The organism is Psychrosphaera sp. (assembly GCF_982872775.1).
Genome location: NZ_CEYNSH010000008.1, coordinates 1 through 23,974, shown reverse-complemented (window position 1 = coordinate 23,974; position 23,974 = coordinate 1). Strand labels below are relative to the sequence as shown.

The 23,974-nt window shown below is 41.9% G+C and carries 26 protein-coding genes, 1 other RNA gene and 1 pseudogene; 19 read left to right on the top strand and 9 right to left on the bottom strand.

From position 1 onward, the window contains the following. Nucleotides 1–35: 35 nt before the first annotated feature. Nucleotides 36–998: a calcium/sodium antiporter gene (locus AC4E96_RS03855; protein WP_490254948.1), complete on the bottom strand. Its 963-nt coding sequence runs from the start codon at nucleotides 996–998 to the stop codon at nucleotides 36–38. Between the two features lie 266 nt (nucleotides 999–1,264). Between AC4E96_RS03855 and mlaF the strand changes: the two genes are divergently transcribed. The 7 genes from mlaF to murA are packed head-to-tail and all read left to right on the top strand — an operon-like array spanning nucleotide 1,265 to nucleotide 5,879. After that, nucleotides 1,265–2,077, top strand: coding sequence for a phospholipid ABC transporter ATP-binding protein MlaF (mlaF, locus tag AC4E96_RS03850; protein WP_488031796.1), 813 nt, complete (start codon nucleotides 1,265–1,267; stop codon nucleotides 2,075–2,077). Then, nucleotides 2,074–2,850: a lipid asymmetry maintenance ABC transporter permease subunit MlaE gene (gene mlaE, locus AC4E96_RS03845; RefSeq protein ID WP_488031637.1), complete on the top strand. Its 777-nt coding sequence runs from the start codon at nucleotides 2,074–2,076 to the stop codon at nucleotides 2,848–2,850. Before mlaF ends, mlaE begins: the two co-directional genes overlap by 4 nt. A 15-nt stretch (nucleotides 2,851–2,865) precedes the next feature. After that, nucleotides 2,866–3,336 carry an outer membrane lipid asymmetry maintenance protein MlaD gene (mlaD, locus tag AC4E96_RS03840; protein ID WP_488031636.1) on the top strand — a complete coding sequence of 157 codons (471 nt, stop codon included), beginning with the start codon at nucleotides 2,866–2,868 and terminating at the stop codon, nucleotides 3,334–3,336. A gap of 3 nt (nucleotides 3,337–3,339) precedes the next feature. Continuing rightward, nucleotides 3,340–4,023: an ABC transporter substrate-binding protein gene (locus tag AC4E96_RS03835; RefSeq protein ID WP_490254947.1), complete on the top strand. Its 684-nt coding sequence runs from the start codon at nucleotides 3,340–3,342 to the stop codon at nucleotides 4,021–4,023. Between the two features lie 7 nt (nucleotides 4,024–4,030). Then, on the top strand, nucleotides 4,031–4,324 hold the full coding sequence (locus AC4E96_RS03830) for an STAS domain-containing protein (RefSeq protein ID WP_490254946.1): 294 nt from the start codon (nucleotides 4,031–4,033) through the stop codon (nucleotides 4,322–4,324). Between the two features lie 26 nt (nucleotides 4,325–4,350). Then, entirely contained in the window at nucleotides 4,351–4,608 is a 258-nt protein-coding gene (locus AC4E96_RS03825; RefSeq protein WP_488031633.1) for a BolA family protein, read from the top strand. An 11-nt stretch (nucleotides 4,609–4,619) separates the two neighbouring features. Beyond that, nucleotides 4,620–5,879: a UDP-N-acetylglucosamine 1-carboxyvinyltransferase gene (gene murA / locus AC4E96_RS03820; RefSeq protein ID WP_490254945.1), complete on the top strand. Its 1,260-nt coding sequence runs from the start codon at nucleotides 4,620–4,622 to the stop codon at nucleotides 5,877–5,879. A gap of 164 nt (nucleotides 5,880–6,043) precedes the next feature. Here the strand turns inward: murA and AC4E96_RS03815 are convergent, their stop codons facing one another. Then, nucleotides 6,044–6,964, bottom strand: coding sequence for a hydrogen peroxide-inducible genes activator (locus AC4E96_RS03815; RefSeq protein ID WP_488031631.1), 921 nt, complete (start codon nucleotides 6,962–6,964; stop codon nucleotides 6,044–6,046). Nucleotides 6,965–7,196: 232 nt separating this feature from the next. On the opposite strand from AC4E96_RS03815, the gene ahpC reads away from it, so the two are divergent. Next, entirely contained in the window at nucleotides 7,197–7,760 is a 564-nt protein-coding gene (ahpC, locus tag AC4E96_RS03810) for an alkyl hydroperoxide reductase subunit C (RefSeq protein WP_488031630.1), read from the top strand. A 160-nt stretch (nucleotides 7,761–7,920) separates the two neighbouring features. Beyond that, nucleotides 7,921–9,498, top strand: a pseudogene (gene ahpF, locus AC4E96_RS03805) (alkyl hydroperoxide reductase subunit F). A 56-nt stretch (nucleotides 9,499–9,554) separates the two neighbouring features. On the opposite strand, the gene AC4E96_RS03800 reads toward ahpF, so the two are convergent. From AC4E96_RS03800 to AC4E96_RS03790, 3 genes are all read right to left on the bottom strand, one after another. Next, complete coding sequence (locus AC4E96_RS03800; protein WP_488031628.1) at nucleotides 9,555–10,616, bottom strand: trypsin-like peptidase domain-containing protein; 1,062 nt, start codon at nucleotides 10,614–10,616, stop codon at nucleotides 9,555–9,557. A gap of 125 nt (nucleotides 10,617–10,741) precedes the next feature. After that, nucleotides 10,742–12,121 (bottom strand): DegQ family serine endoprotease, encoded by a 1,380-nt coding sequence (locus AC4E96_RS03795; RefSeq protein ID WP_488031627.1) that lies wholly within the window; start codon nucleotides 12,119–12,121, stop codon nucleotides 10,742–10,744. Between the two features lie 123 nt (nucleotides 12,122–12,244). Continuing rightward, on the bottom strand, nucleotides 12,245–12,685 hold the full coding sequence (locus AC4E96_RS03790) for a ZapG family protein (RefSeq protein WP_488031626.1): 441 nt from the start codon (nucleotides 12,683–12,685) through the stop codon (nucleotides 12,245–12,247). A 136-nt stretch (nucleotides 12,686–12,821) separates the two neighbouring features. Here AC4E96_RS03790 and zapE point away from each other — a divergent pair, with 136 nt between their 5' ends. The 8 genes from zapE (at nucleotide 12,822) to AC4E96_RS03750 (ending at nucleotide 19,093) form a co-directional block, all read left to right on the top strand. Next, a complete protein-coding gene (gene zapE, locus AC4E96_RS03785; protein ID WP_490254944.1) occupies nucleotides 12,822–13,925 on the top strand; it encodes a cell division protein ZapE in 1,104 nt (367 codons plus the stop codon). A gap of 216 nt (nucleotides 13,926–14,141) precedes the next feature. Continuing rightward, entirely contained in the window at nucleotides 14,142–14,570 is a 429-nt protein-coding gene (rplM, locus tag AC4E96_RS03780) for a 50S ribosomal protein L13 (protein ID WP_488031624.1), read from the top strand. A 12-nt stretch (nucleotides 14,571–14,582) separates the two neighbouring features. Further along, on the top strand, nucleotides 14,583–14,975 hold the full coding sequence (gene rpsI, locus AC4E96_RS03775) for a 30S ribosomal protein S9 (RefSeq protein ID WP_488031623.1): 393 nt from the start codon (nucleotides 14,583–14,585) through the stop codon (nucleotides 14,973–14,975). A 209-nt stretch (nucleotides 14,976–15,184) separates the two neighbouring features. Next, complete coding sequence (petA, locus tag AC4E96_RS03770) at nucleotides 15,185–15,781, top strand: ubiquinol-cytochrome c reductase iron-sulfur subunit (RefSeq protein ID WP_488031622.1); 597 nt, start codon at nucleotides 15,185–15,187, stop codon at nucleotides 15,779–15,781. Continuing rightward, the gene (locus AC4E96_RS03765; protein WP_488031621.1) at nucleotides 15,781–17,049 is read left to right on the top strand and encodes a cytochrome b; all 1,269 of its coding nucleotides are present in this window, start codon (nucleotides 15,781–15,783) and stop codon (nucleotides 17,047–17,049) included. Before petA ends, AC4E96_RS03765 begins: the two co-directional genes overlap by 1 nt. Then, on the top strand, nucleotides 17,049–17,798 hold the full coding sequence (locus tag AC4E96_RS03760) for a cytochrome c1 (protein WP_488031620.1): 750 nt from the start codon (nucleotides 17,049–17,051) through the stop codon (nucleotides 17,796–17,798). The genes AC4E96_RS03765 and AC4E96_RS03760 overlap by 1 nt, the downstream gene beginning before the upstream one ends. Nucleotides 17,799–17,929: 131 nt before the next feature. After that, nucleotides 17,930–18,553 (top strand): stringent starvation protein SspA, encoded by a 624-nt coding sequence (gene sspA / locus AC4E96_RS03755; RefSeq protein ID WP_488031619.1) that lies wholly within the window; start codon nucleotides 17,930–17,932, stop codon nucleotides 18,551–18,553. Nucleotides 18,554–18,568: 15 nt separating this feature from the next. Next, nucleotides 18,569–19,093 (top strand): ClpXP protease specificity-enhancing factor, encoded by a 525-nt coding sequence (locus tag AC4E96_RS03750; protein ID WP_490254943.1) that lies wholly within the window; start codon nucleotides 18,569–18,571, stop codon nucleotides 19,091–19,093. Nucleotides 19,094–19,172: 79 nt separating this feature from the next. Here the strand turns inward: AC4E96_RS03750 and dolP are convergent, their stop codons facing one another. The 4 genes from dolP to AC4E96_RS03730 are packed head-to-tail and all read right to left on the bottom strand — an operon-like array spanning nucleotide 19,173 to nucleotide 22,565. Beyond that, nucleotides 19,173–19,733, bottom strand: a complete 561-nt coding sequence (gene dolP / locus AC4E96_RS03745) for a division/outer membrane stress-associated lipid-binding lipoprotein (protein WP_488031617.1) — start codon at nucleotides 19,731–19,733, stop codon at nucleotides 19,173–19,175. Between the two features lie 18 nt (nucleotides 19,734–19,751). Further along, nucleotides 19,752–20,339 (bottom strand): D-sedoheptulose-7-phosphate isomerase, encoded by a 588-nt coding sequence (locus tag AC4E96_RS03740; RefSeq protein ID WP_488031616.1) that lies wholly within the window; start codon nucleotides 20,337–20,339, stop codon nucleotides 19,752–19,754. Continuing rightward, nucleotides 20,336–20,710 carry a YraN family protein gene (locus AC4E96_RS03735; protein ID WP_488031615.1) on the bottom strand — a complete coding sequence of 125 codons (375 nt, stop codon included), beginning with the start codon at nucleotides 20,708–20,710 and terminating at the stop codon, nucleotides 20,336–20,338. Before AC4E96_RS03735 ends, AC4E96_RS03740 begins: the two co-directional genes overlap by 4 nt. Then, nucleotides 20,682–22,565 (bottom strand): penicillin-binding protein activator, encoded by a 1,884-nt coding sequence (locus tag AC4E96_RS03730; protein WP_490254942.1) that lies wholly within the window; start codon nucleotides 22,563–22,565, stop codon nucleotides 20,682–20,684. The genes AC4E96_RS03735 and AC4E96_RS03730 overlap by 29 nt, the downstream gene beginning before the upstream one ends. A 108-nt stretch (nucleotides 22,566–22,673) precedes the next feature. Here AC4E96_RS03730 and rsmI point away from each other — a divergent pair, with 108 nt between their 5' ends. Both rsmI and rnpB read left to right on the top strand, forming a co-directional pair. Further along, entirely contained in the window at nucleotides 22,674–23,516 is an 843-nt protein-coding gene (gene rsmI / locus AC4E96_RS03725) for a 16S rRNA (cytidine(1402)-2'-O)-methyltransferase (RefSeq protein WP_488031795.1), read from the top strand. 34 nt (nucleotides 23,517–23,550) lie between these two features. Continuing rightward, an RNA gene (gene rnpB, locus AC4E96_RS03720) (RNase P RNA component class A) lies at nucleotides 23,551–23,971 on the top strand. The last annotated feature ends 3 nt before the right edge of the window (nucleotides 23,972–23,974 follow it).

Here is a 23,974-nt window from a genome sequence, read left to right as displayed (position 1 = left end):
GTCTACGACGTTTCCGCGAAAAATAAAGTCGCTTTTTAACTAAATAAGAGGAATTGATAACTAACAAAAGCAATAAACATAATACCGCCTTCAACACGGTTAATACGCCTAGTTCTACCACCAATGCTCATTGCCATGACTAATAGTAATAATGTTGCTCCTATCATGACCAATACGTCTCGCGAGACTGCTGCAGGGTCGATATCGCTCGGGTGGATTAAGGCACCAACAGAAAGAACGGCCAAAATATTAAAGATATTAGAGCCAATTATGTTACCAATGGCCATGTCGTCTTCACCCTTTAACACACCGGCTATACTTGCGGCGAGCTCTGGTAAGCTAGTACCAAGAGCTATAATAGTAAGGCCGATGACTAATTCACTAATACCAAAATATTTGGCGATTTGTACGGCTGCATCAACTAAAAAGTGAGCACTTAGAGGCAATAAAATTAAACCAGCGATAACCCAAAAAACGGCATGGCTTGTAGGGAGCCCTTCAGGAATGTCGTCTTCAGCATCAGCGAGCATTGGATCTGGCTCGGTTGATGGCTGTTTTGATAAATAAATTAAAAAACCAATAAACCCAAAAAACAGTACAAGCAGTAAAACACCTTCTAAAAACGAAAGGTAATTATCGTACAGAAGTGCCCATGTAAGCAGAGTAAAACCTAATAAAATTGGCATTTCCCGCTTGAGGGTGGTTGAAGAAACCAAAATCGGCCTTACTAATGTGGTCAAACCAAGCACAAGTAAAATATTAGTAATATTGGAGCCAATCGCGTTTCCGACCGACGTATCTGTCGCTCCTTTTAAAGCAGCATTGGCTGAAACCATAATCTCAGGTGCCGACGAACCCATCGCGACGATGGTTAAACCGATGATCATTGGCGAAATACCAAGGTTTCTTGCAAAACCAGAAGCACCATATACGAATTTGTCTGCGCTCCATACCAGCACAGCAAATGACAGAACCAAAATTATGGAAGCAATTAACATAAGTAGTTTATTTATACCGAACAAAAAATATTGCCGTTATTGTGGCTTTTGTCTGTAAAGAAAGCAAAATATATTGCTTGTTTTTGGGATAGTTAATCAAAAGTTGAGCAATTGGAAACGGTGAGTAAACACAATCATAGGTTTAACAAATTTTAACATTTGGGACATAGCTAATTTGCGTTTTAATCAATACAATACCACCCTTGAAATAAGAGAGTCACAACCATTAAGTGCGCGAGGGACGAGTGAGTAATCAGTCAAGCAATATGACCAATCAACAAGAATCGTTAGTTGATATTAAGAATGTGACTTTCTCGCGAGGCGACCGCGTCATATACGACGACGTTTCACTGTCATTTCCAAAAGGTAAGGTTACGGCAATTATGGGGCCTAGTGGTATCGGTAAAACCACAATGCTTCGATTAATTGGCGGACAGCTAATACCTGATTCTGGAGACATTCTGGTTGATGGCAAAAACATTCCTAAATTAAGTCGAAAAGAGTTATATATTGCTCGTGAAAAAATGAGCATGTTGTTTCAAAGTGGTGCGCTGTTCACCGACATGTCCGTTTTTGACAATGTGGCTTTCCCAATTCGTGAACATACTGATTTACCAGAAGATATCATCCGTTCAATGGTCCTGTTAAAATTAGAGGCGGTCGGTTTGCGAGGGGCACGAGACTTAATGCCGGCCGAATTATCTGGTGGTATGGCTCGTCGAGCTGCGTTAGCGCGTTCTATCGCTTTAGATCCAGAATTAATAATGTATGATGAGCCGTTTGTTGGCCAAGATCCAATTTCAATGGGTGTTTTGGTTCGTTTAATCAGGGACTTAAACTCTACCTTAAATTTAACAAGTATTATCGTTTCACACGATGTAAAAGAAGTAATGGATATAGCCGACTATATTTACATCATGGCGGACAAAAGAGTGATCGGTCACGGTACTCGAGAAGAACTTTTAAACAGTGATTCTGAATTAGTTAAACAATTTTTGCAGGGCGAAGCAGATGGTCCAGTACCATTCCATTACGCAGCAGATTCATTAGAACAAGATATTATGATGGAAGCTAAATGAGGGCACTACAGACTTTAGGTCAAGGCACTATTGAACGTACCGCAGCGATTGGACGCGCTGCAATGATGTTGTCGGGTGCTATTTTTGGTAAATTTAATCCAATCCGTGCATTCCCACTTTTTGTAAAACAAGTTCACGTTGTCGGTGTGCTGTCCTTGATTATTATTCTTGTGTCGGGCTTGTTTATCGGCATGGTTTTGGCGTTACAAGGTTATACCGTACTTATCGACTACGGTGCTGAGGATAGCCTAGGACCAATGGTTTCTTTAGCTTTATTGCGAGAGCTGGGGCCAGTTGTAACTGCACTTTTATTTGCTGGACGCGCTGGTTCAGCGTTGACCGCCGAAATTGGTTTGATGAAAGCCACTGAGCAACTTACATCATTAGAAATGATGGCGGTTGATCCGATAAAGAGAGTGGTTGCACCACGCTTTTGGGCAGGTGTATTTAGTATGCCAATTTTGGCACTACTATTCTCGTCGGTTGGTATTCTTGGCGGTCATCTTGTTGGCGTCGAATGGCTCGGTGTCGATCACGGTAGCTTTTGGTCAATAATGCAAGCAAACGTAGACTTCACAAAGGATGTCTTAAATGGCGTTATCAAAAGTATCGTCTTTGCATTTGTGGTGACTTGGATAGCATTGTTCAGAGGCTATGACGCAATACCAACCTCTGAAGGTATCAGTCAAGCAACTACCAAAACAGTGGTTCAATCATCATTAGCAGTATTAGGTTTAGATTTTGTGTTAACTGCACTTATGTTCGGCAATTAACAAAAGGATTAGGAAATGACATCTCGTAAAATTGAAATATTAGTTGGTTTTTTTGTTGCTCTAGGTATCGCAGCCGTTTTATTTTTGGCGTTAAATGTTGCGAGTCAAGGTGTTTCAGGTAGCGGTGAAACATATCAGCTAAAAGCGAAATTCAGTAACATCGGCGGTTTGAAAGTTCGTTCAGCCGTTAAAGTCGGAGGCGTCGTTGTAGGACGTGTAGAGTCAATCCAACTTGATCCTGTTGACTACGCGCCAGTGGCAACATTGGCCATCGATAAACAATACGATAACTTTCCTGACACCAGTTCTGTTGCTATCTTAACGTCTGGCTTGTTGGGTGAACAATACTTGGGATTAGAGCCGGGCTTCATAGATGAAACCGTTGAAATCCTTAAAAATGGTGATTACATTGAAGACACTAAATCAGCACTGGTGTTGGAAGAGTTAATAGGACAGTTTTTGTTTAATCAAGGGAGCGATGATTAATCCATGAAAGGTATTACGGTAATGATGAAAGCGTTTTTTATTGGTTTACTAACAATGTCGGTATTCGTGTCGAGTTCTGGTTTTGCGGCATCAGATGACAATGACGCTAAGTCAGGTCTTGATGCGACAGATCCTTTTGAATTGGTAAAAACGGTGGCAGATGGTTTGTTTAGCCGCATCGCCAGAGAAAGTAAAGAGGTTCAAAAAGACCCGGAATTATTGCGTGAGATTGTTGCTGAGGAGCTAGCGCCGGCTATCAACCACAAGTACGCTGCCGCAATGGTACTCGGTCGTTATCGCACAAACACTACACCTGAACAACGTCAAGTTTATTATGATGCCTTTCAAAAGTACTTAATCGCAACTTATGCCGGTATCTTGACTCTTTACGACGATCAGCAAGTTGTGTTTGAACCAGCTTATCCAATCGAAGGGCAGAAAATTGTTGTCGTCAAAACCCGAGTTTTGGATGACGGTAAACCTGATGTGCGAATTGACTTCAAACTCCGTAAGAACTCCAAAACAAATGAGTGGAGCGCATACGATATGATTGCAGAAGGCGTGTCGGTTCTCGACAGTAAACGCGCTGAGCTACAAGGCTTAATTCGCCAACAAGGGATAGAGTCGGTAACGGCATTATTATTAGAAAAAGCCGAAAAGCCAATTAAGAAAAAAGAACTAGGGTAGTTTAATAATGTCCATGTCTTTTTCCGTTGATGGCCAGTCTTTATCGGTAGTAGGTGAGTTAGACCGTTTTACCCTGAGTGAAGCGACTGCTTATAAATATCCCACGTTAAACGGCGCTATCACCGTTGATCTCGCTAAAGTCAGTAATACTGATACAGCTGGACTTGCTTGGTTATTAAAATTGGTTTCCAACTATAAGCAACACGGGCACCAGGTCCGAGTTGTTAATCCACCCAAACAATTAATTGCATTGGCTAGTATTAGCAACGTTTTAAATTTGTTACCATTGGATCATTCTTAAACTCGTCGTTTAAATTTGGATTTGTAATGGATATTGATAAGGTAAAACAGGTTTTAAATGAAAACCTAGAATTAACAGAAGTTATTGTTAAATCAGACGGTTCTCATTATCAAATAACTGCTGTCGGTGATTGCTTTGGTTCTCTTTCTCGCGTAAAACAGCAACAGTTAGTATACAAGCCTTTACTTGCGAGTATAACTGACGGTAGCATGCATGCTGTTAGCATCAAAACGTACACGCCTGAAGCGTGGGAAAAAGACAAAAAACTTCAATCATTGCTGTAGACCTTATCTGTATGGAAAAATTGCTTATCAAAGGTGGTAACCCTTTAGTTGGGGACGTCACCATCTCTGGCGCCAAAAATGCTGCGCTTCCAATCTTAATCAGCTCTATTCTGACCACTGAACCATGTACGTTTAGCAATGTCCCGAATCTGAGAGACATATCTTTTACTTGTCAGCTTTTAGAACAATTCGGTACTAAAGTTGATAATCAGGGTTCGACAATTAAGATTGATGCAGGTCCTATTAATTCTACACACGCTCCATACGAACTTGTCCATAGAATGAGAGCTTCTATTCTTGTGTTAGGTCCTTTGCTAGCGCGATTTGGTCACGCTGAGGTTTCATTACCTGGAGGCTGTGCAATTGGTGCAAGACCAGTCGATTTGCATATTGAAGGCCTTAAAAAGTTAGGTGCTGAAATTACCGTTGAAGCCGGGTATGTAAATGCAAAAGTCGATGGCCGATTAAAAGGTAATCGAATTTACATGAGCACAATCAGTGTTGGTGCGACGGAAAACTTAATGATGGCGGCCACGCTAGCTGAAGGGACAACAATTTTAGAAAACGCAGCGCGCGAACCTGAAATTGTAGATTTGGCGTTATGCCTTAACAAAATGGGTGCAAAAATAACGGGAGCAGGCAGCAACAACATCGTAATTGAAGGTGTTGAAAAGCTAACGGGCTGTGAACATACAGTACTACCCGACCGAATTGAAACAGGTACTTTCTTAGTTGCCGCAGCAGTGACCGGTGGTCATGTTGTCTGTAAAAATACCGATTATCGCTTGGTCGAACCTGTTATTGAAAAACTGCGAGATGCAAACGCATTGGTAAGTTGGGATGAAGACAGTATCACAATCGATATGCGTGGACGTGAGTTAAAAGCAGTAAACATCAAAACATTACCGCACCCTGGTTTCCCAACGGATATGCAGGCTCAATTTACACTGTTAAATGTGGTTGCAGATGGAGTTGGTACTATTACCGAAACTATCTTTGAAAACCGGTTCATGCATGTTCCGGAACTACGACGTATGGGCGCGAATATCCAATTGGAAGGCAATACCGCAATATGCCCAGAGTCTAGCCAATTGACTGGCGCGCAAGTCGTCTCTACCGACTTACGAGCTTCGGCAAGTTTGGTTATAGCCGGGTTGATTGCGAAAGGTACAACTCAGCTAGATGAAGTGTTCCACATTGACCGTGGTTACGAAAATATCGAACAAAAGTTTGTTGGTTTAGGCGCAGACATTTCACGTGTCGATGACTAATCACTAACAAAACAGGTTAAGTTAAAGAAACCTGTTTATTTGTATAGTTTTGCAGAGGCTACAACAACCCTCTTAATTATTAAAAAGTCGAACTTTGCTCGACTTTTTTCATTTTAACAACTCTTTTAAATTGGTAAGTCAGCGTTAAATCGCTACTAAAGCAATTATGTCGGCTGTGATAATTTCTTTTGGCTGTTACTTAACTCGGTCTTAAATATGTTGATCAAAGCCTCAACGTTACTAGTACCTATGTAATTTGGTCTAATGATAAACGCGAGTCGGCGGTGTGGCCCGGGTTCACCTAAGTGGATAGCTCTTAGTTCCGAATCGTTGTTGATCAACTGGTCCAAAGCCATCTGTGGCACCAATGTTGTTCCTAATTTACCAGCTACCATTTGAATAATGGTCGTTAGACTTGTCGAGTCAAAACGAGTGTTTGTTTTGGTTTGATGTAAACTACAAGCCGCTAGAGCGTGATCTTTCAGGCAGTGACCATCCTTTAACAGCATCAAACGTTCTATTTCCATTTCTTTACTCGTAATGTCATTTAAATGACTAGGGCACTCATCTTTGTGAGAAACCCAATAAAAGTCTTCTTGCCAAAACTCAAACGAGATAAGTCCTTCTATATCATATGGTAAGGCAAGAATAGCGCAGTCAAGATCACCATTTCTTACTTTTTCCACTAATACATGTGACTGTTCTTCAACTAATTGCAGTTTAAAGTCCGGGTATTGGTTACGTACGGCTGGCAGAACTTTTGGCAACAAGTATGGGCCAATTGTAGGAATAACCCCAACACTCATTGGAGTAGTAAGAGGCGCTTTGTTTAATTGAGACAATTGATAAAGGTCATCCACCTGCAACTTAATTTGTTGCGCTTTTGCCAAGAGAGTTTGCCCCATTGGGGTAACAAGAACTTGTTTGTTATTACGCTCAAATACTTGAATATCCAATTGCTTTTCAAGTTCTGTAATCGCTGTGCTTAACGCCGATTGAGAGACATTGCACAGCTCGGCTGCCTTTTTGAAGTGCATGGTTTCACTTACTGCTAACGCATAAGTCAATTGCTTAAGAGAAATCATAGTTGGACCTTTATGTTTTGTTTGGCTCTTTTTTAGTGGAGTTACTTCATATTAAAAGTAAAACAGCTCACTCGAATGTTCAATAAAATAGAATGTATAAATCAGTTTAATCAATTTTTCTAATCATTCAAGACTCTCTATTATCTATTCCATCGAAACGGGGCAAGAAAACAAAATACTTGCCTCGTGAAATAAACACATTGTTTAACTAAAAATAGATGAGGAAATAAATATGTCTTTAATCGGTAAATCAATTCCAGAGTTTTCTACACAAGCATTCCACAATGGTGACTTCACAACAGTGACGTCTGAAGATGTGAAAGGTAAATGGGGTATCTTCTTATTCTACCCTGCTGACTTCACATTTGTATGTCCTACAGAGCTTGAAGATATGGCTAACCAATACGAAGAGCTACAAGGGCTTGGTGTAGAAGTTTACTCAGTATCAACAGATACACACTTTTCTCACAAAGCATGGCATGACTCAAGTGATGCAATCGGCAAAATCAAGTTCCCTATGTTAGGTGACCAAACAGGCCGTATCACTCGTGGTTTTGACGTAATGATTGAAGAAGACCACATGGCCGACCGCGGAACGTTTTTAGTTGACCCAGATGGGATCATCCAAGTTGCAGAAATTCACGCCGGTGGTATCGGTCGCTCAGCGAAAGACATGGTGAGAAAAGTAAAAGCGGCTCAATACGTTCGCGAAAATGATGGTGAAGTATGTCCAGCAGCATGGGAGCAAGGTCAAGAGACATTGACTCCAAGCTTAGACCTAGTAGGCAAAATCTAATTGGTCTTAATAAATGCTCAGTCTTAAAAATTGGCTGAGCACTACAAATAATCCAAGTGCGTTAGATGGCGCACTTGGTCATGAGCCGGCTCGCGGTCGGGGACATCATTCGTTTTGAATTTTTGGGCACTATTAGGCCCTCATACACAGGAGTTTTAAAATGTTAAGTAATGACATTTTAGCGGCGTTAAAGTCGTATACAGTAGAGATGACCAACAGCGTTTCTTTAGTGCTACAAACAGGTGAGCATCCTAAGCGACAAGAGTTGGTTCAGTTTTTAACTCAAATTTGTTCGGTATCTGATTCACTCACTCTAGTTGAGCGAGACGAGCCGAAAGCGTTAAGAAGCCCAATCAGCTTTGGCTTAGAAGTTGATGGCGAATTTAACGGTATTTATTTTTCAGGCATACCAAGTGGTCATGAATTTAACTCATTGATTTTGGCTATCTTGCAGTCGGCTGGTACTGACTTAAAACTTGATAAACAGTTGATGCGTCTTATCCAAGGGATAGATAAAGAACTTAAGTTTGAAGTATTTATAAGCTTAAGTTGCCACAACTGTCCGGATGTCGTTCAAGCACTTAATCAATTCGCCTTACTCAATGATAATATCAGCACTTAGATGATTGATGGTGGATTATTCCAGGACATTATTGACAGCCGAAACATTCAAGGTGTGCCAAGTGTCTATCTAAACGGTGAAGTCTTTGCCAACGGTAAAATCGATACCGCGCAGCTTGTCGATAAACTTATCTCTAAATATCCAGTTGAAGTGGTTGCCGATGAAAGTGAAGCACTACCGACTCAAGATGTAACCGTTATAGGTGGTGGGCCGGCTGGTGTCGCAGCAGCGATTTATAGTGCTCGTAAAGGCCTAAAAGTTACTATGGTAGCGGATCGTATTGGTGGTCAAGTAAAAGATACAGTAGATATTGAAAACCTTATTTCAGTTAATAAAACGACTGGTACAGAGTTAACCAACAACATGTTAGCTCACATGAATGACTACGACATTACCAAGAAAGAGCACATTCGAGTCAACAAAATCGGTAAGCGTCAGACGGAAAATGGCACAGCGCTTAAAACGATTGAACTTAGCTCAGGGGAAGTCATTGAAACCAAGACGGTTATTATTGCAACTGGTGCAAAATGGCGCGAACTAGGTGTACCTGGCGAAAAAGAAAACGTCGGTAATGGTGTTGCTTACTGTCCACACTGTGATGGTCCATTTTTCAAAGGCAAAGACGTTGCGGTAATCGGTGGTGGTAACTCAGGCGTGGAAGCCGCTTTGGACTTGGCCGGTATGGTCAATCACGTGACGGTTTTTGAATTCTTACCAGAGCTCAAAGCAGACCAAGTGCTTGTTGATAAACTAAATGAGCGCAACAATGTTACTGTTATCAAAAATGCAGCGACATCAGAAATTAAAGCCACAAATGGCAAAGTGAGCAGTATTCAATATGTTGACCGTGCTACAAACGAAACTCTTGAAAAAGAATTGTCAGGTGTGTTTGTTCAGATAGGTCTGCTACCAAACAGCGACTTTGTTGATGGTATTGTTGAACGTACCAAGTTTGGCGAGATTATTATCGATGAAAAAGGTAATACATCAGAAGAAGGTATTTTTGCTTGCGGTGACGTAACTACCGTACCTTATAAACAAATCGTCATCTCGATGGGCGAGGGTGCAAAAGCCTCACTATCAGCATTTGATTATTTGATAAGAAACGGTGTGTAACCGAAAAACCCAGCGAAAGCTGGGTTTTGTTTTTTTGGGTATTGTACAAATACCAACTAGCTTTCACCAAGCTTTCCTACTGTGATGTCGATTTTTTGAATCTTCTTATTCCTTGAAATATCGAGCGTAATCTCGGTTCCAGGCTCCATGTTTTCTACAAGTGATGACATATGGGTAATACTAACAACTTGTTTACCGTTCAGTGCCAGTACGATATCACCCGGGCGTAAACCGCCTGTCCAGGCAGGACCAAATGGGTCAACTTCAGTGATAAGAACCCCTGCAATTGGCTCTATTTGGGTTCGAACGGGCTGACCGAACTGATTTATTTGTTCACCGCTCATACCTAAATAACCGCGCGTAACTTCGCCATACACTAATAGTTTGTCCATGACGGCTTTGGCAAGCTTGTATGGAATGGCAAAAAAGATACCTTGTACCCCTGCGGTTCCTTGCGCTGCGGTATTAATGCCGACCAAAGTACCCTGGGAATTGACGAGAGCACCACCAGAATTACCAATGTTTATGGCGGCATCCATCTGTATAAAGTCTACGTAGCTAGAGCCTGGGCGTTTTTTGCTTGTTGCACTGATGATACCTTGTGTAATGGTTTGTCCCCAGTTCAATGGATTGCCAATGGCAAGGACGATGTCACCCACTTGTGGTTCAATATCTGGCTCTTGTGGGATTGTCGGTAAGTTATTAGCGGCAATTTTTAACAGTGCTAAATCCGTTGCCTTATCCAGACCAATGACTTCTGCATTAAATTGCCGACCATCTTGAAGGTCGACGAGGATAGACTCGGCACGGTCGACAACGTGGTAATTTGTTAAAATATGGCCGTTGCTCGTCATAATAACACCAGAGCCTAAGTCATCGATAACAGCTGGTTGGTTGGTTCCTGGACGCATGGACGCCACAGAGTAAATATTCACTACTGCAGGAGCTGCTTGTTTTACGGCATAAGCAAAAGACATCGCATTGGGACGAATCACATTATTAGTCAATGTATTTAACCCCAGGTTATTGCGAAGCTCAGGACTTAATAAGATCACAACCAAAGCGGCAGCTAAGCCGTAAGCGACGGCGTTGAGGATAAATTTTAATTTACTGAGCACGAATACATCCTTTGCATTTGTTCTTGTTATTAATTGTATTAATGAAAAAAAACCTACGATAGCATTTATCGTAGGTTTTTTGTTTCAAAATGTTGAGTGATACTTATATCACTTCGTTTAGGTAACTAGCGAATTAAAATATACAAAGAGCTATTACCGCGCACCACATTCAACGCCATAACTCCTTTTGCTTCTTCAAGCGCAGCACGCAGGTCACTCACACTTTCAATTCGCTGACGGTTTACACCGACGATTACGTCGTTAACCTCAAGGCCAAGCATAGAGGCTGGAGAGCGTTCTTCAACATCAGTGACTTCTACACCAACTGCACCTTTGGCTGTTGTACCAGTTGCAAATGTCGCACCTTTAAGTGATGGGTGAATCGAGCCGGCAGTAACCGCTGGTTTGTCTGCTGCACCTAATGTGACATTTAACGTCAGGGTTTTGCCTTTGCGAATAACGGTTAACTCAATTTCGCTTCCTGCGCCTTTAGTGCTGACTTTACTTCTCAATTCACTGAATGAGCGGATTTTAATGCCATTAAAATGAGTAATAACATCACCAGACTCAAGACCACCTTTATCTGCTGAAGAGTCTTCCATGACTTGCAGTACGAACGCACCTTGAGCAATGTCTAAGTCAAATGATTTAGCAATTTCAGCGTCGAGATCACGACCAGTAATACCCAACACACCACGCTTAACCTCACCAAATTCAATAAGTTGATCAACTAGGTTTTGCATCATGACAGAAGGTATCGCAAAGCCTATACCAACGTTACCACCACTAGGGGCAATGATAGCGGTATTAATCCCGACCAATTCACCTTTAAGATTGACCAAGGCACCACCAGAGTTGCCGCTGTTGATGGCAGCGTCAGTTTGAATATAGTCTTCAATGGATTCTGTCGGGTTCATTAATCCACTTCGGCCTTTGGCACTGACAATACCTGAGGTTACTGTCTGTCCAAGCCCAAACGGATTACCAATTGCCACAACAAAATCACCGACTCTTAATTTATCTGAGTTGGCAATTTTAACTTCAGTTAAATTGTCCGGATCTATTTTTAGAAGGGCGACATCGCTTTGTTCGTCCGAGCCTATTTTCTTCGCTTCAAATTGACGGCCATCTTTTAGTGTCACCAGAATTTCATCGGCGTCGTCTATGACATGGTTATTCGTCACTACATAACCTTTGTCTTTGTCGATGATGACACCAGAGCCTAATCCCTTGAAAGGGCGCTCTTGAACTTGTGGGCCGCGTCGATTGCCAAAAAAGTATTGGAAAGGGTCCATGCCTCTTCGTACTTCTTTACTACCAGCGACAGAAATATTGACGACTGCTGGCGTCACTTGCTCGACCATAGGTGCAAGTGACGGCACTTCATCTTTCAGCATAGAAAAAGGGAAAGCGGCGGTCGCTGGCATCGACATAGATAAGGTTGATGCCAATATTGCGGCCAGAGCCGAAACTTTAAAAACGTTAGATTTAACCAAAACTGCCATAAATGGTGCACTCCTTTTAATGAATTACTCAATCAGACAGAAGATGAAAGTCTAAGTTCCTTGAGGGCTATCCTTCAGAGTTACTTTTTGCTTACTTTTACCTTTCTTTACGTTTAGATAGGGTTATGGTTTGACGTTTTCAAATTCTTTTTTAGGTGGTACACCTTTGAAAACACCCGAGCCTGAAGAGGAGTAGTCTAGTGGTTGATTTTCGGTTGCGCTTTTTTGTCTAGGTTGTTGAGGAGTTTGTTTTAAAAACTCCGTCGCTTCCTGTGAGAAAAATGGAAAAGCAGGCGCAGCATCGGCCTTTTGAAGTAGGTTTTCGGCGTCAGAAACATTGTTTGTGATCGTTGAGGACATTTCCGATAATTGACTGGCAAGTGCTTTGTAACTTGCAAGCTGGTCTTGCCATTCTTGCTTTAAGGCTGCGTGTTCTTGTTGGCACTGTTCGAGTTGATCTTTAATCTGTGGCGAGTTTTGAAAAAACTTATTTTTTGCGATTACGATTGAGATGCCGGCGACAATACCGACCAAAAAGATGATAAATGCGTTGATAAATTCCATGACAAAGCCTTTTTTAAAAATTACATCGGGATTTCTTACACCATTATGTCTTACAATGGCTCAAGCGTGTTAGTATTTTATCGAATGTATTTGTTTCAATATTTTAATATAAGATTTTAAAAGAATTATAAGTCAAATGTCTGAAAACCACACAAATAAAACGCCATGGCAACAATATCAAGACGATCTGAAACGCGACGACTTTCAACACGATAGTGCGCAAGAGAACGCTGTAAAGCAGTTACAACGTCTTTACGATGACTTTGTTTCTACACCAAGCAAGCCAAGCTTTTTGATGAAGTTGATGGGTAAGAAACCAGCTTCACCACAAGGTATTTATTTTTGGGGTGGTGTTGGACGTGGTAAAACCTACTTAGTAGATACATTTTATCACTGTTTGCCATTTGAACAAAAATTAAGAATTCACTTTCATCGATTTATGCACAAGGTGCACGATCAGATGAAGAGTTTGCAAGGTCAAGAGGATCCGTTAAAGATCGTCGCCAAAAACCTAGCCGAAGAAGCTCGTGTTATTTGTTTTGATGAGTTCTTTGTATCGGACATTACCGATGCAATGATCTTGGGTACCTTGCTTGATGAATTATTTAAGCTTGGCGTCGTTTTTGTGACGACTTCTAATATCGTCCCGGATGACTTATATCGCAACGGTTTACAGCGTGCTCGTTTTATTCCTGCTATCGAGTTGATCAAAAAGCATTGTGATGTGGTCAATGTAGATTCAGGTGTTGATTATCGTCTTCGTACACTTGAGCAAGCCGAAATTTATCATTACCCACTGGAAGAGGTGGCAGAGCAAAATCTCAAAAAATACTTTTCGCAGCTCGCTCCTGAAGAGGGTAATGCCGAACAGCTTATCGAAATTGAAAATCGTAATATTGAAACGAACTGGGTCGCTGATGGCGTTGTCTGGTTCGACTTTAAAGCGATATGTAAAACGGCCCGCTCTCAACTAGATTACATTGAAATAAGCCGAATTTATCACACTGTTTTACTGTCTAATGTCGAGCAGATGGGTAAGGACAATGATGATGCGGCTCGTCGCTTTATTTCGATGGTCGACGAGTTTTATGAGCGCAAGGTCAAATTGATTATGTCGGCAGAAGTTAAGCTTGAAGAATTGTACAGCGAAGGCGGTTTGTCATTTGAGTTTAAGCGTTGCGTGAGTCGCCTCCAAGAAATGCAAAGTCACGAATACTTAGCAGAGCCACACGTCCCGTAAACCTTGATATCCGTGGTAGTGAATTAACTAAAAAAAATTGCGTTAAGATGATGATCTTTTCTGCGTTTTCTGTATAATGCCGCGCCTACCCACCGTTACTAATCGGTTGTATTAGCCTGCAGTCGGTTGTGCACTCGAAGGGGTGCGATGAAATGGTGTAGTTAAACGAATCGTTTAGCTACTGGCTTGAAACTTTATATTATTAGGTTATAGATAATGAAAACCTTTACTGCAACACCTTCTACCATCACTCGTGATTGGTATGTTGTGGACGCTGAGGGCAAAACTCTTGGTCGTATCGCAACTGAAATCGCTCTACGTTTACGTGGTAAGCATAAGCCTGAGTACACTCCGCACATGGACACTGGTGACTACATCATCGTTGTTAATGCGGACAAAGTTACAGTTACCGGCAACAAAGGCCAAGGTAAAATGTACTACTCTCACTCTGGTTACCCAGGTGGTATCAAAGAAATTAACTTTGACGATCTTCAAGCTAAAAAGCCTGAAATGATCATCGAAAAAGCAGTTAAAGGCATGTTGCCACGTGGTCCTCTTGGCCGTGCAATGTTCCGTAAACTTAAAGTGTATGCTGGCGCTGAACACAATCACGCTGCACAGCAACCACAAGTATTAGATATTTAAGGAGCATAAGAAATGGCTGATACTCAATACTACGGAACTGGTCGTCGTAAGAGCTCTACTGCTCGTGTATTCTTACGTCCAGGTACAGGCAACATCGTAATCAACAAACGTTCAATTGAAGAATTCTTCAGTCGTGAAACTGCTCGTATGGTTGTTCGTCAACCTTTAGAGACAGTTGAACTTCTAGAGAAATTTGACCTATACATCACTGTTTCTGGTGGTGGTACTACTGGTCAAGCAGGTGCAATCCGTCACGGTATTACACGTGCACTAATTCAATTTGATGAGTCTCTACGATCTCCATTACGTGGCGCTGGCTTCGTTACACGTGACGCACGTCGCGTTGAACGTAAGAAAGTTGGTCTTAAGAAAGCACGTAAGAAGACACAGTTCTCAAAACGTTAAGATTGCCTTGCAATTTTTCAGTGCAAAAAGCCCGCAAAATGCGGGCTTTTTTATTACTTTCTGAAAATTCTCTTCTATATTTCTATATTGCCTTGTTTTGCATAGGGCTTTTTCGGTAGAATCTCTTAAATTACCAAAATTTTAAGCATCAGTAGAAAATTTCTACGATACTTAAGACGCTTATTAATCCTAATCGCGGAGAATATTGGATGAGCAATGCGCCTGTAGACAATAGTCGTCGTCGTTTCCTAACTGTAGCAACCGGTGTTATCGGTGGCGCGGGAGCGGTTGCAGCGGCGGTGCCATTTATTGCTTCTTGGAACCCAAGTGCCCGAGCTAAATCGGCTGGTGCTCCTGTAGAAGTCGACATTACCAAAATAGAACCGGGTCAATTGATTCGAGTTGAGTGGCGAAGTAAGCCAGTTTGGGTTATTTACCGTACACCTGAAATGATTAAGTCGATCGAAAGTATCGCAGAAGGTGACTTGAAAGACGCAAACTCAGATGCTGAACAGCAACCTGAATACGCTAAAAACCTATTGCGCTCTAAACGACCAGAAATTTTTGTAGCAGTTGGTATTTGTACACACTTGGGGTGCTCTCCTACTTATTATGCTGAAGGTTACGAAGAGGTTGTTGAAGGCATAGACTCAGGTTTCTACTGTCCTTGTCACGGTTCAAAATTTGATATGGCCGGTCGTGTATTCAGTGGTGTGCCAGCAGGTGCTAACTTGCAAGTACCACCGCATTACTTTGTAGACGACAACACTATCCTGGTTGGTGAAGATCAGGAAGGAGCAGCATAATGTGGAAAAATCTTGTAGATTGGATTGATGCTCGTATACCGATGTCACGTGTATATAACATGCACATGGCTCAGTACCCAGCACCAGTTAACATGAACTTTTGGTACGTTTTTGGTTTCTTAGCCACAATCGTACTAGTTAACCAAATCGTCACTGGTATTTGGTTAACGATGAGTTACGAACCTTCAGCAGCAGGAGCGTTTGCGTCTGTTGAATACATCATGCGAGATGTTGAATACGGTTGGGTCATTCGTTATATGCACTCAACAGGTGCGTCAGCATTCTTCGTAGTCGTATACCTTCACATGTTCCGCGGCATGATGTACGGCTCTTACCAAAAGCCTCGTGAGCTATTATGGTTGTTCGGTATGTTTATTTACCTAGCCCTGATGGCCGAAGCCTTTATGGGTTACTTATTACCTTGGGGACAGATGTCTTACTGGGGTGCGCAGGTAATCATCGGCTTGTTCGGTACTATTCCGGTTATTGGTGAAGATTTAGCGTTATGGATTCGCGGTGACTACGTAGTCTCTGGTGCAACACTTAACCGCTTCTTCGCATTACACGTAATTGCACTACCACTAATCATTGTTATTTTAGTATTCTTACACATCGTTGCACTGCACGAAGTAGGCTCTAACAACCCTGATGGTGTTGATGTTAAACGTCCTAAAGGCTCATTGTCTGAAGACGAAAAAACCAAGTTCGAATTCCACGAGTATTACACATCTAAAAAAGACATCCTTGATGATGTTGTACCATTCTTCCCGCATATGGTTCTTAAAGACCTAATGGCGTTTGGTGTGTTTATCTTCTTATTCTGTTATGTCATGTTCTTTAACCCAGACATGTACGGTAAGTTCATCGAACACCCTAACTTTGAAATGGCAAACAACCTGAAGACACCTGAACACGTATTCCCTGTTTGGTATTTCACACCGTTCTACGCAATCCTTAAAGCGGTTCCTAATCCGTTTGGTGGTGTTGTAGCAATGTTTGGTGCAATTATCTTACTAGCGCTACTGCCTTGGATTGACCGCGGTAAGGTTCGTTCATGGAGATACCGTTGTGGCCTTCACAGAATTAACCTAATTGTATTCGCGATTGTATTCGTTATTTTGGGTTACTTAGGTGGCACACCAGGTACTCCATTCAAGGAAATGATTGCTAAGGTGTTCACTGTAATGTACTTCGGCTTCTTCGTACTGTTGTGGTTATACAGTAAGAATGAAAAAACTAAGCCTCTACCAGAAAGGGTTACAAAATAATGAAAAAAATTATTGCAACTATTGGTCTTTTGGCGGGCTTAGTCACTTCTGCGGCATTTGCCGCAGGCGGCGGTCCGTTACCGTATAAAGCTGACGTTGACCTGACTGACAAAGCATCGTTACAACGCGGCGCAAAATTATTCATGAACTACTGCTTAGGTTGTCACCAAATGCAGTTCCAACGATACGAGCGTACCTTTAATGACTTAGGTATTCCGCTAGACGTTGGTATGGAAAACTTAGTTTTCACTCGTGATACAAAAGTAGGTGAGCACATCAAAAACGCGATGCCAGCAGATGCTGCTGCACAGTGGTTTGGTGCTCCACCGCCTGACTTAACACTAGAAGCTCGTCTTCGTGGCCCAGACTGGATTTATAGCTACCTTAAGTCTTTCTATGTTGACCCTTCACGCCCATTCGGCGTGAACAACACAGTATTTAAAGACGTAGGTATGCCACACGTACTTCAAGAGCTTCAAGGTGTTCCTCGCAAAGTATATGAAGAGCGTATGATTGACGGCGAAATGGTCCAAGAATACGTAGGTATTAAATCGGATGGCTCAGGTGAAATGAGCGAAGACGAGTACGACCGAGCTATGCTTGACCTGACCAACTTCATGGTTTACGTCGGTGAACCTATGATTCTTGAGCGTCAAAGTATCGGTTGGAAAGCATTGATTTACTGCTTTATCTTCTGGGTATTTGCTGTATTACTTAAGAGAGAATACTGGAGAGATATTAAGAAGTAATCGTTAAGGAAAACAAACCCTTACCGTAGTTCTTAAAATAAAAAGGGGTATTTACCCCTTTTTTGGTAAATGAAATATTATTCAAATTGCGTGTTGCAGTTTGAGATTTAGAAAGATTATTGGAGAATTCAATGGCTGTGTCTGCAAACAAACGTGCAGTAATGACTTTATTTTCAGGTGCCAATGACATGTATAGTCATCAAGTACGCATCGTTCTAGCTGAAAAGGGTGTAAACGTAGATATTCACTACGTAGGCCCGGATAACATGCCAGAAGACTTGTATGAGGTTAACCCATACGGCAACGTCCCTACGCTTATTGATCGTGAGTTAGGGCTATACCGCGCCAATATCATCAATGAATACCTAGACGAGCGTTTTCCTCACCCACCACTAATGCCTGTATATCCAGTTGCACGTGGCCGTTGTCGCTTGATGATGGATCGTATCGAGAATGACTGGTATTCATTAACTCGTAAAATTGAAGCAGGTGATGACTCAGCACGCCAAGAGCTAAAAGAACAAATTTTAGCGGTAGCACCAATTTTTGCTGAAGAACCTTATTTCATGAGCGAAGAGTTTAGCTTAGTTGATTGTTACTTAGCGCCTCTGTTATGGCGTTTACCGTCATGGGGTATTGAGTTATCTGGTCCAGCGGCTAAAGATATCAAGTCTTACATGCTTCGTGTATTTGAACGTGAGTCTTTCCAAGCGTCATTGACTGACGTTGAAAAAGACATTCGAAGTCAGTACTAAGTCACAATGGATAATATGACTTCAAATCGCCCGTATTTATTACGGGCTTTTAATGACTGGATTCTCGACAACGAGATGACACCTCACATTGTAGTTGAAGCTGATTTGCCTCATGTGATTGTGCCACCTCAAACCGTGAAAGATGGTCAAGTAGTGTTAAATATCAGTCCGACGGCAGTACATATGTTGGAGATCACTAATGAACAAATCACGTTTAATGCGCGATTCGGTGGTGTTCCTTTTGAAGTTTATATTCCTATGTACGCAATCAGTGCTATCTACGCGCGTGAAAACGGCGCGGGTACGATGTTTCCACCTGAGGAAATCGAAGAACCAATAGATGAGTTAGATGACAAATCGATAGCTCCGGAAGAAAACACTGGGCCTAGTTTGACGCTCACTAGTGATAATTCATCAGTTGATAGAGTTGCGGATGAACAATCAGAGGCAGACACTAAGAGTAAAGCGGGTTCTTCTGACAAAGACGAAAAGCCAAAAGACAATAAGGCAAAGCGCAGTCACTTATCTGTAGTTAAGTGAGCCTCTCGTTCACCTTTGATACCTAAACAAAAAAACCAGCAGTTGCTGGTTTTTTTTATATTTAAAGCGCGCTAAAAGCTTACTGGAAGACTTTTACAACTCGTTGTACACCATTGACCTTTGAAGCGAGCGTTGCCGCTTTATTACCTTGCTCAGGGCTTACTAAGCCCATTAGGTATACTTCTTTACTTTCTGTGACGACTTTGATGCTATTGCCTTTAATCGTGTCGTCAGTTAATAGTTCAGACTTTACCTTGGTAGTAATCCAAACATCATTTGCCTTGTTGCTGACAGACGCTTTGGGTGCGATTTTTATTTGATTGTGGATTTTCTCAATATTATCAATTTCTTTTAATTGCGCCTCAATCTTGTTAATTAACGCTTGTGTTGGCGCCTGGCCAACAACTAATACATGACCATTGTAACTCACGACACTTATATTAGTTTGCTCACTGATTTCTGAGTCTTTCATTAGCTTGACCATCGCTTTGAGCTCGATGTTGTTATCATCAATCTGTGAACCGACAGAGCGAGGGTCGTTTGCAGAGGTTACAGCGGTTACGGCGCTAGCAACAATTGCGGTCTCGATGCAGCCTTGTAGGCCCATCATTGTTAATAATACTAAACTGAGTTTTTTCATAGTCCATTATCCTTCAAGTTACATCGAAAAGATCACTTCGTCGATCAATTCTGATAAGACGTGGATAGTAAAAAGTTGAATTTCTAATGTTCGACTAGGTTTGTTGGTTGGAAGTCGAATTTCAATGTCATTGTCACCAAGTAGACCGGCAATCTCACCACCATCGTCAGACGTAAAAGCGATAACTTTTATGTCACGAGTCAATGCAGCTTCGACAGCCGCTTTGATAGATGGTTCCTTGTTGTTCAAGGAGAACACTACCAGTATGTCTTGATCGTTACCAATTGCTCTGACTTGACGTGCAAATCTATCGTAAAAAGAGCTGATATCTATATTTTCAGGGGAACAGTGCTGAATTGTATCTGTCAACGCTATAGCAGGTAAGCAAGGGCGTTCAACTTCATAAAAATTGACTAAGATACCAGCGAAATGATCCGACATCATCTGAGCCATGCTATCGGCACAACACAATACTTTGTTTCCAGATAACAGGGTTTGGGCAATCAGTGCCGCAGACAATGCTAGGTTATCGGCATTTTGTTCACCTGAGGCAATAAAATTTTGAATGTTAGAAGTGTATAACTGTTTAATCTTATTATCGTTCATGAAAAAGCACTTTCTATCCAGTTCAGCTGCTTGTGCTCGAACGCAACCACGTCGAAGCGAATATTGGCGTCTATGTTACGTTGGTGAAGATAAAAAATCGCTGACTTTTTTACTTTTTGTTGTTTTTTAACATCAATTGAAGCGACCGCTCCACCAAAACGCATCGTGTTTCTGTACCTGACCTCTACAAACACATAAGTTTGTGTTTTTGGAGCCAAGAATATGAGGTCAATCTCACCTAGTTTACAGCGAAAGTTTTGCTCGATAAAGGCAAGACCTTTGGATACAAGAAAAGATTTCGCTTCTTGTTCGTAGTGTGTACCCTTTTGCTTACTGCGTTGATTAGTTATTTGGTTTTGAGTCTGGTTCATCGACAATTGTTCCTTGTTGGTATCTAGACCAACTCAATCGTCTTTTAATTTTGTTTTCAGTGGTGACACTGAGCGCGCCTGTTAGTCCTTTCATCGTTTGTTTTGGCAAAAGAGCAAGTTGCTGCAGGGCATAAATTAATTGGTGTGCGTCGTAGCCAAAGGCAAACAGCTTTTTGAGTTGTGTCTGTTGTTCACCGATTTTGTCATAAAGTCCGTGTAAAGCAGGATCAGTATTTCTCACTAACCAAGGCATTTCTGTGAAAACTAGACCATTGAGGTCACGCATTTGGGACTCTGATTCATCGACTACATAACTTCGACTCGATGCATAAATAGGAAGGCGATTACCAAATGCACTGATAGACACATCAAAAAATGGTTTGATTAGGCGAGTTTGCTGTGAATTGGCAATGACGTATACAGCGTCAATATCTGTTCGACTTCGAGCCTCTGTTTCTAACTCACGACCAAGTAGCTTCACCATTTCAGCAATACGTGCTTCGCTCGAGGTAACATCCAGTAAGTCTTCAACAGCTTTACCTAATTTTGACTTATTTCTAAATGCAATTGCTTCAACTGTCTCTTCTGTAGCAGCAGACCATACTTGATTAAAACGTTCAAAAAGGCGCTTACCTAGGGTGTTATCGGCATAAATAACAGCCGGGTTTTTTACTCCATTTTCTAGGAAAAATTCAATGGCTTGCTCAATTTCATCTTCTGGAGACAAAGAAAAGTAAAACTTTGGGGCAATATTCGCTGGTAACTCGGCATTAATACTTTTATTAACGGCGCCCAGGTAGTTAGGCATGATTTCAGGAATATTAAGGTTTAGCTGAGTAATGCCTTTGATGACATCACTTGCGTCAAACTCTTCAATTTTCTCTTTTTGCAGGGGACCGACTAAAAAGTCGATTTGCTTATCCAATAAAACGGTTTCTATTTCTTCGATGGACAACAACCCTGTGTCTATTATTTCAATGACGACGTTTGAACTAAACTGGTAATTCGCCATAAATCCATCGCGCACCAATTCCGCTTGTTTTGCTAGCTTGCCAGAGAGAGGCAACAGCAGACCAATCCTTTGTGGTGCAAACGGCTCTACATTTAACAGTGCGATAACTTGTTCTGGCAATAGATTGTAATTGACCGCATTGGGGAACATGTTTTTCCAACGGCTCAATTCATTAGGTAAACGAACTGCATCAGTCAGATCCGTTTTTATAATATCAGCCAATGCTACCCAGGCTTGAGCACTTGGGCCAAAGTCATATTGGAAACGCTGTAACGTCACAGTAGGGACGAGCAAAATATGCTGCCATAGTAACTCGTAAACTAAGTGAGTATCTGCCTGGCTAATTTGGTTTTGATAAAGCGATTGCAATTGAAATATGTCTCGAACTACGCCGAGGGACTGACCTTGCTGAGCTTTAAGTTGGGCGGCAATAATTCGTAAATCCAAATCATATTGGCGTGAGGGCGCCCCTTGTTGTAATCGTGATAAAACATGTGCAGCTTTATCTGTTTCTTCGACATACAGAAGGGCTTTTGCCAACTCGATGTCCAGTCTCACCGAATTGAACTCTTCAATGTCTATAGAATTAAGAATCGCTCTTATGTAGAGCTTTGATTGTTGCTCAGCAATGGCTTGCTTGGTGGCCAAAATATAAAAGCTTCGTTGATCTAATCCCGGCGATTTAGTCTGGGCCTGTTGAATATAGTATTGACTGTCTTTGTTTATACGCGCTTGAGGTGCCGCTTGAGAACTTGTTTTTGAAGCGACTTTTTGCGACTTAGGTGCATTACTACAGCCATTTAACACGAACGCTAAAAACATAATTACTAAAATTCGAGTCACAAGCCTATCCTATATATTCATTGGGGTTGAATTTATTACGAGATCTTAATTTAACAAGGTATCATACAAGTGAACACCGCCATTAACAACGACCATCAAGAGGACAAAATGTCGAATTCGGGTACTTTATACATTGTAGCAACGCCAATCGGAAATTTAGCAGATATCACAGAGAGAGCATTGGCGGTCCTCAATGAGGTTGATTTAATTGCTGCTGAAGATACGAGACACAGCGGCAAGTTACTAAGTCACTTTGGTATTCAGACAAAAATGTTTCCATTGCACGACCACAATGAAAAACAAAAAGCTCAGTCTTTATTGGATCAAATTGAGCAAGGTAAGTCTATCGCACTTATTTCTGATGCCGGTACGCCTTTGATTTCAGACCCTGGTTACAACTTAGTGAATTTAGCGCGTGAACAAGGCGTACAGGTCACGCCAGTTCCTGGCCCAAGTGCGGTAATAACAGCTTTGAGTGCAGCCGGTTTACCGACCGATAAATTTCTTTTTGCTGGCTTTTTACCTGTAAAACAACAGGCGCGTTTAGCGGCGTTGGAAAGTTATAAAAACTCTGACTTCACGGTTGTATTTTATGAGAGCCCAAGAAGAATATTAGACACTTTGGTGTATGTTGAGCAGAGTTTGGGTGAAGATAAAGAAGTGGTCGTGGCGAAAGAGTTGACTAAGCATTTCGAAGCGTTTGCTAAGGGGACGCCAAGCGAAGTAAAAGCTTGGTTTGAGGAAGATAAAGACCGTCAGCAAGGTGAGATGGTGTTGATGATTGCCCCCAACAAAGAAGACGCAGCATTGAGCCCTGAAGCTGAAAAGTTGCTCAAAGCCTTGATGGATGAATTACCAGTTAAAAAGGCCGCAGCCATTACAGCACAAATTCATGACTTAAAGAAAAACGAGTTATACAAACTAGCTCTAAGTTGGAAAGAGAATAACTAGTATCTCGTAGTGTTAGTCGCTATAATGCGCCCGTCGAGATGACCAGACAATCGCTGCTTTGTCGTAGTGTGCTTAACCTCCTTACGGAAACTTAGTAACAGACGGACAAAGGGGAGGAAAGTCCGGGCTCCAATGGGCAGAGTGCCAGATAACGTCTGGGGGACGTGAGTCCACGACCAGTGCAGCAGAGAGTAAACCGCCGATGGCTTTCGGGTACAGGTAAGGGTGAAAGGGTGCGGTAAGAGCGCACCGCGCGGCTAGTAATAGTTCGTGGCACGGTAAACTCCACTCGGAGCAATTTCAAATAGGGTTCCATGTTCCTTGAGAATAACGTACGGCCCGTACGGGAACCGGGTAGAAAGCTTGAGCCAGTGAGCAATTGCTGGCCTAGACGAATGATTGTCGCTTTTGACTTGTTCAAAAGAACAGAACCCGGCTTATGGTCATCTCGACACCCT

What these genes read in the sequence shown, in the direction of transcription:
- zapE (WP_490254944.1), top strand. Translation starts at nt 12,822, where the DNA reads ATGTCTGAAAACCACACAAATAAAACGCCATGGCAACAATATCAAGAC.
- AC4E96_RS03795 (WP_488031627.1), bottom strand. Translation starts at nt 12,121, where the DNA reads ATGGCAGTTTTGGTTAAATCTAACGTTTTTAAAGTTTCGGCTCTGGCC.
- AC4E96_RS03765 (WP_488031621.1), top strand. Translation starts at nt 15,781, where the DNA reads ATGTGGAAAAATCTTGTAGATTGGATTGATGCTCGTATACCGATGTCA.
- AC4E96_RS03750 (WP_490254943.1), top strand. Translation starts at nt 18,569, where the DNA reads ATGACTTCAAATCGCCCGTATTTATTACGGGCTTTTAATGACTGGATT.
- dolP (WP_488031617.1), bottom strand. Translation starts at nt 19,733, where the DNA reads ATGAAAAAACTCAGTTTAGTATTATTAACAATGATGGGCCTACAAGGC.
- AC4E96_RS03790 (WP_488031626.1), bottom strand. Translation starts at nt 12,685, where the DNA reads ATGGAATTTATCAACGCATTTATCATCTTTTTGGTCGGTATTGTCGCC.
- mlaD (WP_488031636.1), top strand. Translation starts at nt 2,866, where the DNA reads ATGACATCTCGTAAAATTGAAATATTAGTTGGTTTTTTTGTTGCTCTA.
- AC4E96_RS03740 (WP_488031616.1), bottom strand. Translation starts at nt 20,339, where the DNA reads ATGAACGATAATAAGATTAAACAGTTATACACTTCTAACATTCAAAAT.
- rsmI (WP_488031795.1), top strand. Translation starts at nt 22,674, where the DNA reads ATGTCGAATTCGGGTACTTTATACATTGTAGCAACGCCAATCGGAAAT.
- mlaE (WP_488031637.1), top strand. Translation starts at nt 2,074, where the DNA reads ATGAGGGCACTACAGACTTTAGGTCAAGGCACTATTGAACGTACCGCA.
- AC4E96_RS03825 (WP_488031633.1), top strand. Translation starts at nt 4,351, where the DNA reads ATGGATATTGATAAGGTAAAACAGGTTTTAAATGAAAACCTAGAATTA.
- ahpC (WP_488031630.1), top strand. Translation starts at nt 7,197, where the DNA reads ATGTCTTTAATCGGTAAATCAATTCCAGAGTTTTCTACACAAGCATTC.
- AC4E96_RS03855 (WP_490254948.1), bottom strand. Translation starts at nt 998, where the DNA reads ATGTTAATTGCTTCCATAATTTTGGTTCTGTCATTTGCTGTGCTGGTA.
- petA (WP_488031622.1), top strand. Translation starts at nt 15,185, where the DNA reads ATGAGCAATGCGCCTGTAGACAATAGTCGTCGTCGTTTCCTAACTGTA.
- AC4E96_RS03735 (WP_488031615.1), bottom strand. Translation starts at nt 20,710, where the DNA reads ATGAACCAGACTCAAAACCAAATAACTAATCAACGCAGTAAGCAAAAG.
- sspA (WP_488031619.1), top strand. Translation starts at nt 17,930, where the DNA reads ATGGCTGTGTCTGCAAACAAACGTGCAGTAATGACTTTATTTTCAGGT.
- AC4E96_RS03815 (WP_488031631.1), bottom strand. Translation starts at nt 6,964, where the DNA reads ATGATTTCTCTTAAGCAATTGACTTATGCGTTAGCAGTAAGTGAAACC.
- AC4E96_RS03835 (WP_490254947.1), top strand. Translation starts at nt 3,340, where the DNA reads ATGAAAGGTATTACGGTAATGATGAAAGCGTTTTTTATTGGTTTACTA.
- rplM (WP_488031624.1), top strand. Translation starts at nt 14,142, where the DNA reads ATGAAAACCTTTACTGCAACACCTTCTACCATCACTCGTGATTGGTAT.
- murA (WP_490254945.1), top strand. Translation starts at nt 4,620, where the DNA reads ATGGAAAAATTGCTTATCAAAGGTGGTAACCCTTTAGTTGGGGACGTC.
- rpsI (WP_488031623.1), top strand. Translation starts at nt 14,583, where the DNA reads ATGGCTGATACTCAATACTACGGAACTGGTCGTCGTAAGAGCTCTACT.
- mlaF (WP_488031796.1), top strand. Translation starts at nt 1,265, where the DNA reads ATGACCAATCAACAAGAATCGTTAGTTGATATTAAGAATGTGACTTTC.
- AC4E96_RS03830 (WP_490254946.1), top strand. Translation starts at nt 4,031, where the DNA reads ATGTCCATGTCTTTTTCCGTTGATGGCCAGTCTTTATCGGTAGTAGGT.
- AC4E96_RS03760 (WP_488031620.1), top strand. Translation starts at nt 17,049, where the DNA reads ATGAAAAAAATTATTGCAACTATTGGTCTTTTGGCGGGCTTAGTCACT.